A 15,742-nucleotide genomic window follows, 5' to 3' on the forward strand; every position below is an offset into this window, starting at 1 on the left:
GTGCCGCGCCGTCATCGGGTGCCCTTCGGATCCAGTGCGTCGCGGACGCCGTCGCCGAAGAGGTTGAAGGCCAATACCGTGACGAAGATCGCCAGACCCGGGATGATCATGAACATCGGGTCGTCCTCGTAGGTGCCGACCGCCTTGGAGAGCATCTGCCCCCAGGAGGCGGTGGGCGGCTTCACGCCCGCGCCGAGGAAGCTGAGCGCGGCCTCGGTGAGGATGTTGGTGGGGATCATCAGCGTCGTGTAGACGGTGATCGGCGCCACCAGGTTGGGCAGCAGCTCACGGAAGAGGATGTAGCGCCGGCCGGCGCCCAGGCTCCGCGCGGCCTCGATGTACTCCTTCTCGCGCAGCGACAGCGTCTGGCCGCGCACGATGCGGCCGACGTACGGCCAGCCGAAGAAGCCGATGACCGAGACCAGGATCGCGATCCGCACCCCGCTGCCGGTCAGTCCCAGCAGGTCGTTGGGGAGCACCGAGACCAGGGAGATGATGAAGAGCAGCTGCGGGAAGGCCAGCAGCATGTCCATCACCCGGCTGATCAGCGAGTCCACCCAGCCGCCGAAGTACCCGGCGATGATGCCGAAAATGGTGCCGAGGACCACCGCGACCACCGCCGCGAGGAAGGCCACCAGCAGCGAGATCCGGGCGCCGTAGATGACCCGGCTGAACACGTCGCGGCCGTTGGACGGCTCCACGCCGAAGAGGAAGTCCGAGCTGATACCGCCCAGGGATCCCTTCGGGGTGCCGAACAGCGGGTCGATCTCCTCCTGGTGGAACTCATTGGGCGGATGCCCGAGCAGGCTCACGATGAGCGGAGCGAAGATCGCCACCAGTACGAGGAAGACGACAACGATGCCACCCGCCAGTGCGAGCTTGTCCCGCTTCAGGCGTGACCAGGCGATCTGCCGCAGCGATCTGCCTTCGACGGACGCTTTGACCACATCCGCCGCTACATCGGCAGTCGCCACCGGATCGCTGTCCGTGCTCGTGCCGTGCAATGGTGCCGTCATCGTGGTGGAGACCCCTCTCGACCGGTGGTGACCGGCCCACGACTCGCCGCTGTGGCGGCTTTGTTCACAACCTGGGTGAAAGTCGCGTTCTGGTACGGAACCTTTCTGGAAGGGGTCGTACGCAGGAACCGCACCCCTTGGAGCGGGAGTCTTCAACGCGTTTGTGATCACCCGCCAGTACTCCCGGGCAATGGATGCCTAACCGTGATGTGAGGAGTACCGCTCCGCTATACGGACGGTCGCGACACGAGAACGCAGCAGTAACCTCGCGCCCGTAATGGGGTGTTCGGCCCGATAGGGGCGGAAGGCCGGGCGGGCAATCCCGTCAATCGGTGCGCGGCTCAGTGCGCGGCGGGGCCCGGTGGCCCAGCACGTGGGACGCGGTGGCCCAGCGCGCGGGCCGGGGTGCCCAGCGCGCGGGCCGGGGTGGCTCAGTACGCGGGACGCGGCGGCGGATAGCCGTAGCCGTACGACGGCGGCGCGGCGGGCGCGGCGCCATAGGCGTCACGGTCGAAGAAGGGCCGGGCGTTGGCCCGCATCCACATGGCGACGGGGTCGTACTCGTCCGAGAGCGCGACCGTGGAGACCGGCAGCCCGTCCGGCACGGCGGTGATCGACTGCTCCATCATCACCCGCACCGACTGCACCGACGCGGCGCCGGTGTCGTACAGATCCAGGCCGATCGCCAGGTACGGGGCGCCCAGCGAGGGCTGCACCCAGGCGCGCCGCAGCGAGCGCACCGCGGCGGTGCGATGCGCGTTCTGCCCCAACAGGGCGTAGAACTGGGGGATGTCGATGGCGGGGTCGGACAGCCGCAGCGGTCCGGCGGGCAGCCGGTCCAGACCGCCCGCGATCCGGCGCAAGTCCGGCCATGGGATGCCCACTCCGCCGCCGCGGGCGTGGGGGTTGAGCCAGAGGCCGTAGCGGTCGCGGTAGAGCGAGTCGGCGATGAGGCGGCCGTCGACCACTTCGTGCGCGCGGTTCCAGCCACTGGCGGCCAGTTCCTGCGCCGAGGTCACACACGGGGCGTAACCGAGGCCGTCCACGTCCATGTTCCCGTACTGGGCGTCGGGCGAGCCGGGCGCGCCGTGCCACAGCAGCATCCAGACCTGGCCCTCGCCGATGGCGTGCAGCAGCGCCTCGTAGGCGTCGTACCGGCCGGGAGCGACCTGCTGCAACGCTCGCTCAACCTGGCCGGCCGCCGCCCCCCAATCCGCGCCCGCGCTCACCTGGGTCCGCCCCTTCTCATCGCCTTGCCCACACCTCACCGGGGAGCGTGCTCGCACCCCTCCTGGTCATCAAACCAGCTTACGGGCCGCGGCAGCGGACCCAGGGGTGAGTCAGAGGTCACGGTCGTAGAACGGCCGCACCCGTCCCAGCATCCAGTCGGCCACCGGGTCGCCCTGCGCCACGTCCAGCAGCACCAGCTGAACCTTCCACGGCACCGGCACCGAACCGAGGGCGCGGCCCAGCGCCTCCACCGCGCGCGCCTGCCCCTCGGGGCCGGGCTCGTCGAGTTGCACACCGACGAAGAGCGCGGGCTCGTCGCCCTCGACGCTGGCCAGGGCGCGCCGGGCGGTCCGCACCCCGGCGCCCTTGGCGAACTCGATCCCGGCGGCGGCCAGGAAGTCCACCGGCTCGTCCTGCCAGTCCGGTTCGAAGAGCCGCACCCGGCCACCGGCGGCCGGGCCGTCGAGCTCGGTACGCCCGGCGCGGCACAACTCCCGGACGGCGGGCGGAGGCAGCGGTACGACCACCGCGCCACCGGGGTTCACCGCGATGCCGAGCTGGGGCGGCAGCCCGCGGGCGAACTCCACGGCCGGGGCGATGGTGAAGGACATATGGGAGCCGACGAGCTGGAGGAACTGCTGCTCGGAGCTGAACACCGGGACATACGCGCCGCCGTCGATCTCCATCGTGGGCAGATCGAGGCTCGGGCTGCCCGGCCCCCCGCCGTTGGGCAGCGGAATCCAGAGGTGGCTGCGGGAGAGCGTCTCGACGATGCGCGCCCCGGCCCCGGGGACGTCGACGGAGGCGGCCATCACCTCTTCGAGCTCATTGCCGGGAAACGCCGGATGCGCGGCGTACCCGCCGTCCGGGAATCCTCCGTGCGCCGGGGCCACTCCGTACTGCTCCGGGAAGCTCATCTTCGTCCAACCGCCATCTCGTCCGACCTGCCCGAAGCACCCTAACCGCTGGGTGGCCCGCGGCCGGAGGGGGCGACGGCGATCTCCACAGCACTTCCCCACCTCCCCCGGGCGCGCCCGCGTCACGCTGTGTGATGCCGATGGTCGATTTCCGGCCACCCACGAGGGAGCGGCGTGATCACTCGAAGGAGATGCAGCGCAGCGCGCTCGCACCTCGCCGGTCCAGCAGCACCGCCGACGCGCACCCCCGCGGCGGCCGCCCCTCCTCCATCCCGGTGATCAGCCGCCGCATCGCGCGCAGATGCCGCCCGAAGGCGTAGGCGGAGACCCCGCGGCCACGGACGGCCTGGCCCTCCAGCGCCTCCGTGGCGCCCACGTCCAGCAGCACCATATGGAGGCTGCGGCCCCGGCGCCGCACGTCCCGGGCCAGCCAGCGGCGGACCCACGGCAGCGCGCCGCAGTCGTGCACCACGACGCTCGCGCCCGAGCGCAGCGCCCGGCGCAGCCCCGCGTAGTGGGCGCAGCGGACCAGCGGGCGGTAGACCGCGTACGGCAGCCAGCCGGGCAGCCGGCGCTCCCATGCCTCGCGGGTGTTCTGCGAGTCGACCCTGATGACGACCGCGCCCGTCTCGTCCAGAAGCGGCACCGTCCGGTTGATCAGCGTGCTCTTGCCGCTGCCCGGCAGCCCGGAGGCGACCAGCACGTCCCCCGCCGGGAAGCGCAGCTCACGCGGGTCCGCGCCGCCACCCTCCGCCCCGGCGCGCAGATCGTGCACCGCGCTTCTTCGACCGGGGCGGGCCGTCGACCCGGAGGGGATGCGGCCACGCCGCGCCGGCAGGAGCCTCTGTGTCGTCGCGTGCGTTTCCTGCCCATGCACCGTGATCGTCCTCCCAGGTCGGTCAACGCTGCTCGTACCCGCAGAGTGTCAAGAAAAGGTAATGTCGGGCAAGGCTGCCCCGGGCCGGACGGCCGGAGCCCGGTCGGATCGGGGCTTCCCTTCTCGGCCATACATGCGATGATGTCGGCGCAACTCCATACCGGCCGCTTGAATCCGCGCGGGAGAGTCCTTGGGCCTTGGCATCCGTGCCGGGTGTCCAGGGCGCCGAAGGAGCAAGTCCTCCCTTGAATCTCTCAGGCCCCGATACCGCACGGACGAGGCAGATCTGAAAAGCGGGCCGCGCGGGCGCGGCTCCACCCAAGGTGCAAGCCGGGCCCCTTACGGGCGTCACGGCGAACCTCTCAGGTTCCGATGACAGATGGGGAGGACGCACGCGTCCTTGCCGTCCGTCCTCGCCGTCGCGCGACCCCGACCCCTGGAGCCTGAATCGTGACCGACGCCCCGCCCACCCCACGCCGTACCGCGCTGGACGCGCGGCACCGCGCGCTCGGCGCCACCATGACCGACTTCGCCGGCTGGGACATGCCGCTGCGCTACGGCAGCGAGCGCGACGAGCACATCGCGGTGCGCACCCGCGCCGGACTCTTCGACCTCTCCCACATGGGTGAGATCTCTCTCATCGGTCCCCAGGCCGGGGAGGCCCTGGACCACGCGCTGGTCGGCCGGCTGTCCGCGCTCGCCGTGGGCCGCGCCCGCTACACCATGATCTGCGACGACGAGGGCGGCATCCTCGACGACCTGATCGTCTACCGCCTCGGCGACGAGGAGTTCCTGGTCGTGGCCAACGCCGCCAACGCCCAGGTGGTGCTGGACGCGCTGACCGGGCGGGCGGGCGGTTTCGAGGCGACCGTGCGGGACGACCGCGACGCCTACGCGCTGCTCGCCGTCCAGGGGCCCGAGTCCCCGGGGATCCTGAAGCGCCTGACCGACGCCGACCTGGACGGGCTGAAGTACTACGCCGGGCTGCCGGGCACCGTCGCGGGCGTCCCCGCCATGATCGCCCGGACCGGCTACACGGGCGAGGACGGCTTCGAGCTGTTCCTGGCACCGGACGACGCCGAGCGGGTCTGGGAGGCGCTGACCGAGGCCGGGGCTCCGGTGGGCCTGGTCCCCTGCGGTCTCTCCTGCCGGGACACCCTGCGCCTCGAGGCGGGCATGCCGCTGTACGGGCATGAGCTGACCACCGACACCACCCCCTTCGACGCGGGGCTGGGCCGGGTGGTGAAGTTCGACAAGCCGGGCGGCTTCGTCGGCCGCGAGGCCCTGGAGGCCGCGTCCCACCAGGCCGACACCGTCACCCCGCGCACCCTGGTCGGCCTGATCGCTTCAGGCCGCCGGGTGCCGCGCGCCGGATACGCCGTGGTGGCCGCCGACGGCTCGGCGATCGGCCAGGTCACCTCGGGCGCGCCGTCCCCGACGCTGGGCAGGCCGATCGCGATGGCGTATGTGGACCCGGAGTACGCGAAGCCCGGCACCGAGGGGGTCTTCGTGGACATCCGCGGTACCCGGGAGCCGTACGAGGTCGTGGCGCTCCCCTTCTACAAGCGCGAGCGCTGAGCTCCTCCGGGCGCGAGCGGTGCCCCGGCCCGTCGCCGAGCTCCCCCAGACGCGAGCGGGGCGCCGGTCCACCACGGTCCCTCGGCGTCGTACCCATCGCGTCCCCTCGGCGTCGTACCCCCTCGGCGTCGCATCCCACCAGCTAAGACCCGTTTCCCAAGCACTCCCCCGTATCCAGGAGAATCGGACCATGAGCAACCCCCAGCAGCTGCGGTACAGCAAGGAGCACGAGTGGCTGTCGGCCGCCGGCGAGGACGGCGTGTCGACGATCGGCATCACCGAATTCGCGGCCAACGCGCTCGGCGATGTCGTCTATGTCCAGCTCCCGGACGTCGGCTCCACGGTCTCCGCCGGTGACACCTGCGGTGAGCTGGAGTCCACCAAGTCGGTCAGCGATCTGTACACGCCGGTCTCCGGTGAGGTCACCGAGATCAACGAGGACGTGGTGAACGATCCGGCGCTGGTGAATTCCGCCCCCTTCGAGGGCGGCTGGCTGTTCAAGGTGCGGGTGACGAGCGAGCCGGAGGACCTGCTCTCCGCCGACGAGTACACCGCCTTCGCCGAAAACTGACCCTCTTTATTCGATCGGGACCCTCGATGTCGCTTCTGAACAGCTCCCTGCACGAGCTCGACCCGGACGTCGCCGCCGCTGTCGACGCCGAACTCCACCGCCAGCAGTCCACCCTCGAGATGATCGCCTCGGAGAACTTCGCTCCGTCGGCGGTCATGGAGGCCCAGGGCTCGGTCCTGACCAACAAGTACGCCGAGGGCTACCCCGGCCGCCGCTACTACGGCGGCTGTGAGCACGTCGACGTGGTCGAGCAGATCGCCATCGACCGGGTCAAGGAGCTCTTCGGCGCCGAGGCGGCCAACGTCCAGCCGCACTCGGGCGCCCAGGCCAACGCGGCCGCGATGTTCGCCCTGCTCTCCCCCGGCGACACCATCCTGGGTCTGAACCTGGCGCACGGCGGCCATCTGACCCATGGCATGAAGATCAACTTCTCCGGCAAGCTCTACAACGTGGTGCCCTACCACGTGGACGCAGAGACCGGTCTGGTCGACATGGACGAGGTCGAGCGGCTGGCCAAGGAGCACCGCCCCAAGCTGGTGATCGCGGGCTGGTCGGCGTACCCGCGCCAGCTGGACTTCGCCGCCTTCCGCCGGATCGCGGACGAGGTCGGCGCGTACCTGATGGTCGACATGGCCCACTTCGCGGGTCTGGTGGCGGCCGGGCTGCACCCCTCGCCCGTACCGCACGCCCATGTGGTGACCACCACCACCCACAAGACCCTGGGCGGTCCGCGCGGTGGCGTGATCCTCTCCACCGCCGACCTGGCCAAGAAGATCAACTCGGCGGTCTTCCCCGGTCAGCAGGGCGGTCCGCTGGAGCATGTGATCGCGGCGAAGGCGGTGTCCTTCAAGGTGGCGGCGAGCTCGGCGTTCAAGGAGCGCCAGGAGCGCACGCTGGAGGGCGCCAGGATCCTCGCCGAGCGGCTGACCCAGGACGATGTCCGGGAGGTGGGCGTCGCCGTGCTGTCCGGCGGCACCGATGTCCATCTGGTCCTGGTCGATCTGCGCGACTCCGAGCTGGACGGGCGGCAGGCCGAGGACCGGCTGCACGAGGTCGGCATCACGGTCAACCGCAACGCGATCCCGAACGACCCGCGGCCCCCGATGGTCACCTCGGGTCTGCGGATCGGCACCCCGGCGCTGGCCACCCGCGGCTTCACCACGGAGGACTTCCGCGAGGTCGCCGACGTGATCGCGGAGACGCTCAAGCCGTCCTACGACGCGGAGGCGCTGAAGGCCCGGGTCACCGCCCTGGCCGACAAGCACCCGCTGTACGCGCACCTGTCCAAGTAGCCGGATCCGGGGGCGCGCCCGCCCTGGCGCGCCCCCGCCGCACCACCCGCACCACCCGCACCACCCGCACCACCCGCACCAACCCTCGCAACTCCCGCACCAACCCGCACCACCCGCACCAACCCACGCACGGCCCGCGCGCTTTCCCGGCGGGCACACGCTTCCCCCGGCGTGCAGACGAAGGAGTCCCCCGGTGGCCATTTCCGTATTCGACCTCTTCTCGATCGGCATCGGCCCGTCCAGTTCGCACACCGTCGGCCCGATGCGGGCCGCGCGGATGTTCGTCCGCCGGCTGAAGAACGAGGGCCTGCTGGCCCACACCGCGTCCGTCCGGGCCGAGCTCTTCGGCTCGCTGGGCGCCACCGGCCATGGCCACGGCACCCCGAAGGCCGTGCTGCTGGGCCTGGAGGGCAACTCCCCGCGCACCGTGGACGTCGACACGGCCGACGGCGAGGTGGAGCGCATCCGCACCACCAAGCGGCTACGGCTGCTCGGCGCCGAGATCGGCCCCGGCCACGAGATCGACTTCGACGACTCCTCCCAGCTGATCCTGCACCGCCGCCGCTCCCTGCCGTACCACGCCAACGGCATGACGCTGTGCGCGTACGACGCCGAGGGCCATCCGCTGCTGGAGAAGACGTACTACTCGGTCGGCGGCGGCTTCGTGGTGGACGAGGACGCGGTCGGCGAGGACCGCATCAAGCTCGACGACACCGTCCTCACCCACCCCTTCCGCACCGGCGACGAGCTGCTGCGGCTCTCCCAAGAGACGGGCCTTTCCATCTCGGCCCTGATGCTGGAGAACGAGAAGGCGTGGCGCACGGAGCAGGAGATCCGGGCCGGGCTGCTGGAGATCTGGCAGGTCATGGAGGCGTGCGTGGCCCGCGGCATGTCCCAGGAGGGCATCCTGCCCGGCGGCCTCAAGGTCCGCCGCCGCGCCGCCACCGCCGCCCGCGCCCTGCGCTCCGAGGGCGACCCGGGCGCCCGCGCCATGGAGTGGATCACCCTCTACGCGATGGCGGTCAACGAGGAGAACGCGGCGGGCGGCCGCGTGGTCACCGCCCCCACCAATGGCGCGGCGGGCATCATCCCGGCCGTTCTGCACTACTACACCCGGTTCGTCCCGGGCGCCGACGAGGAGGGCGTCATCCGCTTCCTCCTCGCCGCGGGCGCCATCGGCATGCTCTTCAAGGAGAACGCCTCGATCTCCGGCGCCGAGGTCGGCTGCCAGGGCGAGGTCGGCTCCGCCTGCTCGATGGCCGCGGGCGGCCTCGCCGAGGTGCTCGGCGGCTCCACGGAGCAGGTGGAGAACGCCGCCGAGATCGGCATGGAGCACAACCTCGGCCTCACCTGCGACCCCGTCGGCGGCCTGGTCCAGATCCCCTGCATCGAGCGCAACGGCATGGCCTCGGTGAAGGCGGTCACCGCCGCGAGGATGGCCCTGCGCGGCGACGGCCGCCACCATGTCTCGCTCGACAAGGTCATCAAGACGATGAAGCAGACGGGCGCGGACATGAAGGTCAAGTACAAGGAGACGGCGCGGGGCGGGCTCGCGGTGAACGTCATCGAGTGCTGACGAAGGGAACGGCGAGTGGGATCGGCTGATGCCCCGGCGATAAGGGTGCCGGTCGGAGAGGACTCGGATCTCTGGGCCAGCCGGGCGACGAGCCGACGGGTACTCCTGGTGGTGCACAACGTCACCTCCGCCGGCCGTCTGCTGGATGTGCTGCCGCTGTTCCACGACGACTTCCGGGTACAACTCCTGGTCACCTCGACGGAGTCATCCGCGTTTCAGGCCGGAATCGGCGAGTTGTTCGCGGAGTTGGGTCTGCCCGTACTGCCCTGGGAGCAGGCATCGGCGACACCGGTGGCGCTGGCGATCGCCGCGAGCTTCGGCGGCCAACTCCAGGACATCAAAGGCAAATTGGCCATCTTGTCGCATGGAGTGGGATACACTAAGAAATTGGGCGATCCGCGATCCGCGATCCGCGATCCGCGATCCGCGAACCACGAACCGACATTCGGCCTGTCGCCGGAGTGGCTGCTGGCGAACGGCGAGCCGTTCGTGGACGGCCTCGTCCTCTCGCACCCTGAGCAGCTGGAGCGGTTGCGGCGGGTGTGCCCGGAAGCCGAAAGAGCATCCGTACTCGCCGGCGACCCCTGCTTCGACCGCATGCTGGCCGGGCGTCCCCACCGGGAGCGGTTCCGCCGCGCCCTGGGCGTGCGTCCGGGCCAGCGGCTCGTCGTACTGAACTCCACCTGGAATCCCGAGGGTTTCTTCGGAAGCGGTGGCGACCAGGACATCCTGCCGAGCCTGCTCCCCCGGCTCGCCTCCGAGCTGCCGGCTGATGACTATCGGCTGGCGGCCGTACTGCATCCGAACATCTGGTACGGGCACGGGCCGGGGCAGATACGCGTCTGGCTGGATCGGGCCCGCCGCAGCGGACTGGCCTTGATCGACCCCGTGCACGCGTGGCGACAGGCCCTGCTGGCGGCGGATGTCGTCCTGGGGGATTTCGGAGCGGTGTCCTACTACGCCGCGGCGTTGGACGTCCCCGTGCTGCTCGCGTCCGCCAGGCAGGACCGGCTGGCCCCGGAGGCACCCCTCGCGGCGTTCGTCCGGCAGGCCCCTCGGCTCGACCCGTACGGACCGCTGCGAGACCAACTGGAGGGCCTGCTCGCCCGGCACCGCCCATCGGCCACCGCCAGTCCGGCGGAGTACATCAGCTCGGCTCCGGGCGCGTCGGCGGCACTGCTGCGGAGACTCTTCTACACGCTGATGGATCTGCCCGAGCCCGCGGCTCCCGCCCTGCTGGAGCCACTGCCGCTGCCGCCGTACGAGCCCCCAGCGCGTACGGCTCCGCTGGATGTCCGTACGCGCATACGAGGAGCGGACGTCAGGATCGAACGCTCCACGGGGCACCCGTACGACACGGTCGGCCAGAGGCACCTCGCCGTACATGAGGACACCCGGGACCCCGGCGACCTGACACTGGCTGATGTGATTTTCCGTGCGGGGCAGCCGGACGACCCCCGCCTGGGCGGCCCGGAGGAGTGGACTGCCGAGGTGCTGCACCGGTACCCGCACTGCTCACTCGCCGTGTATGTGACAGGCCCGCACAACTGCGCCGTGCGTAGCCGGGACCACGGCCTGCTGCGGCTGTCGGCGGACCCAGGAGCGGATGCCGATCCGACGGCCTACGCCTCCGCGCTGTACGCGTGGCTGACGGGCGGCGGTGCGGTGGCGCCGGGCGGGACGACGCTCCGGGTGCGCGCGGCCGGCCGCGTGCACCCGGTGACGGTGACTCCCGCTACTCCGCCCGCTCGGCCGCCTCGCAGCGCAGCCGCAGACGGGCAAGGTAGCCCAGATGCGGAGTCGCCTTTTCCGGCCTGAGCAGGCGCTCAGCCTCAGCGATCTTCGTCAGTGCTTCGGAGTTCTCACCGGCGTCGTGCAGCGTCTCGGCGAGGTCTGTGAGGGCACGGGCCTGGTTGTACGCCTCTCCCCGCTCCGCGAAGAAGTCCCGCGCGGCCTCCAGGCGAAGGCGGGACTCCGCCAGCCGCCCCAGGCCGCGCAGGGCACGTCCCTGGTGACGCCCGATCAAGGCGAGGGCGCGCGGCAGGTCCTGCGCGCCCTCCTGGCCGGGGGTGATCCGCCGGTAGACGCCCTCCGCCTCGACGAACCGCTCGTACGCCGCCTCGTACCGCCATCGGTTCAAGCACAGCAGGCCCAGGAACTCCACGGACGACGCCTCGCCCCGTAAGTGGCCCGCGGCGCGCTCGCAGGCGACGGCGGCGCGCACCGCGTGCTCGGCATCTTCCCACCGTCCCATCTCGCCCAGGCAGTGGCCCAGTTGGAAGTGCAGCGCGCCCGCCATGCGGGAACGCGGCTGATGCTCGTCGGCGCACCGGGCCGCGATCCGCAGGGCGGGCAGCACCTCGTCCCAGTGTCCGGCCTTCAGCTGAAGTGGCCACAGCGCGCGGGCGACTCGCAGCGCCGTGTCGATGTGCTGGTACTCATCCGCCACGGAGACCGCCCGTACCAGGTTCCCGGCCTCGGCCAGCAGGGCCGCCATGCCCTCGGCCTCGTCACCGTACGGAGTGCCCTGCGCGGGTGCGGGCTCGGTCCGCCAGCTCTGGGGCAGGGCCGCGTGCGCGGCGTGCAGCGCTCGGTCGAGCAGACCGTCGAGCACCCGGGACACCGCCGCGAAGCACTCCGGGATCCCGTGCTCCAGGCCGGCGGCGTCGGCCAGATGGCGGCACACCTCGGGCCGGAAGCGGTAACGTCCGTCCCCCGCCGGCTCCAGCAACTGCGCGTCCGCCGCCGCGGCGAGCATCCGGGCGGCTTCCTCCTCGGCGACGGCGGCGGCGTCCGAGGCCAGCCGGGCGTCGACCGCGGGCCAGCCGCCCAGCGCTGTCAGTCGGCACAGCCGCGCCGTCTCGGGCCCGAGACGGCGACACACGTCCTGCGTCATGGCGTGCACCGGATGGTGCCTCGCGGGCTCGTCGGGCGGATCCGGGAAGGGCGGTTCATCGGTTAGCAGGCGCATCGCCGCCGCTTTCAGGGCGAAGGCATTGCCCGCGCAGGTGTCCAGCAGGACGGGCATCCGCGGCTTGGCTCGCGCGACCCGCTCAGGCCCGGCCACCTTCCTCAGCATCTTCAGCGCGTCCCGCTCGCTCAGCGGTGGGACATCGATGCGCTCCGCTTCCAGCGCGAACGGCGGGCCGGACGCGACCACCAGCAAGAACACCTCTGGCGTGGCCGGAATGAGGTTGCGGACCTGCGCGACCGAAGACGCGTGGTCGATCACCACCAGCGTCCTGCGGCCTGCCGTCAACCGCCGATAAAGCTGTTCACGTCCCGTCTCGGTCGGCGGAATCCGCTCGGGCTCGACGCCCATCTGCCGCAGCAGGCGCAGCAGGACGGCGGCCGGTTCCGGTCCGTGGTCTCCGGCGGCGTCGGAGAGGTCGACGTAGAACTGCCCGTCGGGGTACCGAGCGATCTGGGCGGCGCCCCAGTGCAGGGCCACCGCGCTGGTGCCGATGCCGGGCGGACCGTGCAGCAGCGCGACCCGTGGCCGCCCGTCGGCGGCGCGGGTCGCCTCCCGCCTCAGCCGCTTGAGAACGGACTCGCGGTCGGTGAAGTCCCGCGTGGCGGGCGGCAGTCCCGCCGCGGTGCGCAGGCCGACCGCCGCGTCCGGCAGGCTCCGCAGCAGAAGGGCCCATTCGGCGGACCGTCGGCCGTCTTCACCCAGGCGCGGATGCATCTGGCGCGCCAGCGCCTCCCACCCCTCCGCGGTGACCGGCAGCGGCGTCTCCCGCCCCAGGGTCCGTCTCACCAGCGCACCCGTCGACAGGAGCACCTGCTTGCCGACTTCTCCGGCCGCGCCGTTCCCCGCCGCCGCGAGGAATGCGGTGAGCGCGCTCACCGTGACGATCTCGATCACACCGGCCCCTCCCCTGGTCCCGGTCATGTCCCTGGCCGGACTGTATCCCCGCGCCACTCGCCCCGGAAAACCATTCGGCCTCGGCGCCCTCGTCCACGGCTGCCTTGGTACGCACGCGGCACCAGCCCTGTCGGTGGACGGCCGCGTGCTGGAGGTACACGTCAGCGCGCGCCGTACCCGCCTTGGGCTGACCGTCGAGCGGGACGGGGCGCTGATCGTGCGGGTCCCACCGGCATGCCCGCCCGAGCGGGCGGAGGCGTTCGCCCGCGCCAACGACCGCTGGGTCGACGACAAATTGCGCCTGCGTGAGGAGCGGCAGCCGCTGCACCCCACCCGGAAGCTGGCCGACGGGGAGATCCACCGCTATCTCGGCCGGGATTACCGGCTGCTGTACGTGGACGATCCGGGAGCGCCCGTACGGCTCGTCGCGGGCCGTCTGCGCGTGGACCTGGCCACCGCGGCCGACCCCGCACGGGCCCTGCGGGCGCTGGCGGACTGGTACACCCGCGCCGGTCTGCGCTGGGCACAAGGACGGCTCCAGCTCCCCTTTCACCTGATCGATTACGTGATCGCCCACGAACTGGCGCATGTTCGGATCTCCGGGCACGGCCCGGACTACTGGCGGCTGCTGGGTCGGGCGATGCCGGAGTACGCCCGGTGGAAGGCGGAGCTGGACGAGATGGGCCGCAGGGTATGGATGGGTGACGTGGCCGGGCGATGACCTCAGCGTCGTCGTACACCCCGGTACCAGCGGTCCACCGGGTACGGGAAGGGCGCGCCCTCAATCCGCGATCAGCCGGGACAGACGAAGGGCGACCGGCCGCGATGGCGCCGCCGACCGCCCGTAAGGGGGGAGCGCCGGGCGGGAAGGAGGCCGGCGCTCGTGCCCGGCATCAGTGGTGTCCGCGCGCACTGGCGGACGCCCCGCCGAACAGGCGCGCGACGGCGCGGAAGGGCAAGGTGACGACAGTGGCGACAGCGCCTCCGATGGCGCGCAGTACATCAGCGATGGCCTTGAACACGATGGGACCTTTCTCGATCCGGGACGGCGTGACTGAGTGGTTCCGTCCTGTTGGAGCGGACAGGTGACCCGATCCCTCCCGTCGAAACCTTCGGGCCTCGTCCCGCCCCCGTCCGGGCCCGCCCTCCTGGGGCCGGGGGCGTGCCGGACCTGCCGAGGCCGGGCATGAGAATCCGGTCCGCGGGTAGACGTGGCACCGCCTCGCCCGCACGGGCACCCGGGCCTTCGGACCGTGCGGGAACACCGTGGGGCAGTGGAGGCGGCACACCGCCGCCACCGGGCCCGGGACGGCCGGAGGACCCCATGACGTCCGGCTCCTGGGAACATCACCCCCAGGGCGACCGGAGGCGCCTTCCGGGAGAGATCGTCGACGGCCCGGAGTCACACAGGACTGATCAGAAGGGCAGTTGCAGTGGGCGGCGATCAGCGGGAGCCGGCCGGGACGGGCCGGGGGGCTCGGATCCAGCAGTGGTGGGCGCGGGCGAAGGGCTCCCCGGGGCACGAGCGGCACATCCTGGACATGATCGGCAAGAGCACGCTGGCCGCCGCCCTCTCCTGGTACGTGGCACACGACCTGATGGCGGCCGCGTCACCGGCGTTCGCTCCGTTCTCGGCCGTCCTGATGATCCAGGTCACCGTGTACCAGTCGTTGTTGCAGTCCCTGCGCTACGTCGGCGCGGTCTGCGCGGGGGTGCTGGTGCAGGCGGCGCTCGGCTTCCTGGCCGGACCGGATCTGGTGACCTTCGTTCTGGTGGTGCTCATCGCGATGGTGATCGGCCGCTGGCGGCGGCTCGGGGAACAGGGCCACCAGGTGGTGACCGCCGCATTGTTCGCCTTTTCCACCTACGTCGCTTCTTCCGGCGATTCGCAGCGGCTCGAACAGCTCGGTCAGATCATCCTGCTGGTGGCCATCGGCTGCGCGATCGGCGTACTGGTGAACCTGACGCTCTTCCCGCCGATGCGGTACCGGGGCGCCGAAGAGGGCATCCGTAACCTCGCCCACGCCCTGTGCGATCTGATCGGCGACGTCTATCCCGCCTTGCGCGAGGGCGAGCTGGAGGAGGAGCGCACGCGGCGGTGGCGTGCGCGGGCGGCACAAACGACCTCGATCGTCGGACAGGCCCGTTCGGCGCTCGACACGGCGGTCGAAGCCAAGTACTACAATCCCTGGCGGCTGTTGCCCAGCCACCGCAACCGGGACTTCTCCGGCTACCGGCAGGTCTTGGAGGCACTGGAGCGGGTGACCTATCAGGTCGCCTCGATGACCCGCACCCTGGACCAGTGGCCGGGCGACGAAACGGGGGCGGACCGCGACAGCTTCCTGCACGATTACGCGGACCTGCTGGAGGCACTCGGCGAGATCACCCGGCAGCTGAGCCGGATCGACGAGCGGCACCTCACCGAGCAGTCGGCGGAGCTGTGCCGGGCGGCGGAGGCCGCGCAGCACAAGCGCACCAGCCTCGTCGAGAACGCCCAGCGGACGGACCTCGCCTTGAGCGACCCGTCCCGCCCCTACGGCATCCTCCTCGCCGAGGCCCTGCGGCTCATGGAGGAGGCCCAGCACACCTGCGACGTCGTCCAGCACACGGTGGACCACGCCGGGGACACGCACCGGACCGGGTAGGGCGGCGGGCTCCACGATCCGACGGCAGCGGACTGAGGGGGCCGGGTGAGCACGCTTCGGCACGAGTGCCCTGGAACCGTCACCGCTGTTCGGGCCGTGGAGGCGCCTTCACCGGTACCCACCGGGCGGCAACGGCTCGCGGACCCGTGCCCGCCGGATGTCACACTCCGGC

General features: G+C 71.5%; 13 protein-coding genes and 1 riboswitch. Of the genes, 7 read left to right on the top strand and 6 right to left on the bottom strand.

The annotated features are described in order from the left end of the window. Positions 1–11 precede the first annotated feature (11 nt). The 4 genes from ABD329_RS05785 to ABD329_RS05800 all read right to left on the bottom strand — a co-directional run bounded on the left by ABD329_RS05785 (position 12) and on the right by ABD329_RS05800 (position 4,040). Complete coding sequence (locus ABD329_RS05785; protein ID WP_198278392.1) at positions 12–1,016, bottom strand: ABC transporter permease; 1,005 nt, start codon at positions 1,014–1,016, stop codon at positions 12–14. A gap of 431 nt (positions 1,017–1,447) precedes the next feature. After that, positions 1,448–2,245 carry an enhanced serine sensitivity protein SseB C-terminal domain-containing protein gene (locus ABD329_RS05790; RefSeq protein WP_198278393.1) on the bottom strand — a complete coding sequence of 266 codons (798 nt, stop codon included), beginning with the start codon at positions 2,243–2,245 and terminating at the stop codon, positions 1,448–1,450. Between the two features lie 111 nt (positions 2,246–2,356). Then, a complete protein-coding gene (locus tag ABD329_RS05795) occupies positions 2,357–3,163 on the bottom strand; it encodes an enhanced serine sensitivity protein SseB (protein WP_214665088.1) in 807 nt (268 codons plus the stop codon). A gap of 178 nt (positions 3,164–3,341) precedes the next feature. Continuing rightward, positions 3,342–4,040: an AAA family ATPase gene (locus tag ABD329_RS05800; protein ID WP_198278394.1), complete on the bottom strand. Its 699-nt coding sequence runs from the start codon at positions 4,038–4,040 to the stop codon at positions 3,342–3,344. A 169-nt stretch (positions 4,041–4,209) separates the two neighbouring features. Continuing rightward, a riboswitch (glycine riboswitch) is annotated at positions 4,210–4,320 on the top strand. Positions 4,321–4,490: 170 nt separating this feature from the next. On the opposite strand from ABD329_RS05800, the gene gcvT reads away from it, so the two are divergent. The 5 genes from gcvT (at position 4,491) to ABD329_RS05825 (ending at position 10,875) form a co-directional block, all read left to right on the top strand. Continuing rightward, positions 4,491–5,618, top strand: coding sequence for a glycine cleavage system aminomethyltransferase GcvT (gene gcvT / locus ABD329_RS05805; RefSeq protein ID WP_198278395.1), 1,128 nt, complete (start codon positions 4,491–4,493; stop codon positions 5,616–5,618). A gap of 190 nt (positions 5,619–5,808) precedes the next feature. Beyond that, positions 5,809–6,189 carry a glycine cleavage system protein GcvH gene (gene gcvH / locus ABD329_RS05810; RefSeq protein ID WP_020868267.1) on the top strand — a complete coding sequence of 127 codons (381 nt, stop codon included), beginning with the start codon at positions 5,809–5,811 and terminating at the stop codon, positions 6,187–6,189. A gap of 26 nt (positions 6,190–6,215) precedes the next feature. Beyond that, complete coding sequence (gene glyA / locus ABD329_RS05815; RefSeq protein ID WP_198278396.1) at positions 6,216–7,481, top strand: serine hydroxymethyltransferase; 1,266 nt, start codon at positions 6,216–6,218, stop codon at positions 7,479–7,481. A 193-nt stretch (positions 7,482–7,674) separates the two neighbouring features. Next, entirely contained in the window at positions 7,675–9,057 is a 1,383-nt protein-coding gene (locus tag ABD329_RS05820; RefSeq protein WP_198279225.1) for an L-serine ammonia-lyase, read from the top strand. A 108-nt stretch (positions 9,058–9,165) separates the two neighbouring features. Then, positions 9,166–10,875, top strand: coding sequence for a hypothetical protein (locus ABD329_RS05825; RefSeq protein WP_309142816.1), 1,710 nt, complete (start codon positions 9,166–9,168; stop codon positions 10,873–10,875). Here the strand turns inward: ABD329_RS05825 and ABD329_RS05830 are convergent. Further along, a complete protein-coding gene (locus tag ABD329_RS05830; protein ID WP_214665247.1) occupies positions 10,793–12,952 on the bottom strand; it encodes an ATP-binding protein in 2,160 nt (719 codons plus the stop codon). The two genes, ABD329_RS05825 and ABD329_RS05830, sit on opposite strands and share 83 nt — an antisense overlap. Before the next feature lie 118 nt (positions 12,953–13,070). Here ABD329_RS05830 and ABD329_RS05835 point away from each other — a divergent pair, with 118 nt between their 5' ends. Next, positions 13,071–13,646 carry a M48 family metallopeptidase gene (locus ABD329_RS05835; RefSeq protein WP_309142817.1) on the top strand — a complete coding sequence of 192 codons (576 nt, stop codon included), beginning with the start codon at positions 13,071–13,073 and terminating at the stop codon, positions 13,644–13,646. A gap of 172 nt (positions 13,647–13,818) precedes the next feature. Here ABD329_RS05835 and ABD329_RS05840 read toward each other — a convergent pair whose 3' ends face one another. Further along, positions 13,819–13,947, bottom strand: a complete 129-nt coding sequence (locus ABD329_RS05840) for an LPFR motif small protein (protein ID WP_309142818.1) — start codon at positions 13,945–13,947, stop codon at positions 13,819–13,821. Between the two features lie 411 nt (positions 13,948–14,358). Between ABD329_RS05840 and ABD329_RS05845 the strand changes: the two genes are divergently transcribed. Then, positions 14,359–15,570 (top strand): FUSC family protein, encoded by a 1,212-nt coding sequence (locus tag ABD329_RS05845; RefSeq protein ID WP_309142819.1) that lies wholly within the window; start codon positions 14,359–14,361, stop codon positions 15,568–15,570. Positions 15,571–15,742: the final 172 nt, after the last annotated feature.

The organism is Streptomyces javensis, from assembly GCF_039525925.1.
Taxonomy (GTDB): Bacteria; Actinomycetota; Actinomycetes; order Streptomycetales; family Streptomycetaceae; genus Streptomyces; species Streptomyces asiaticus.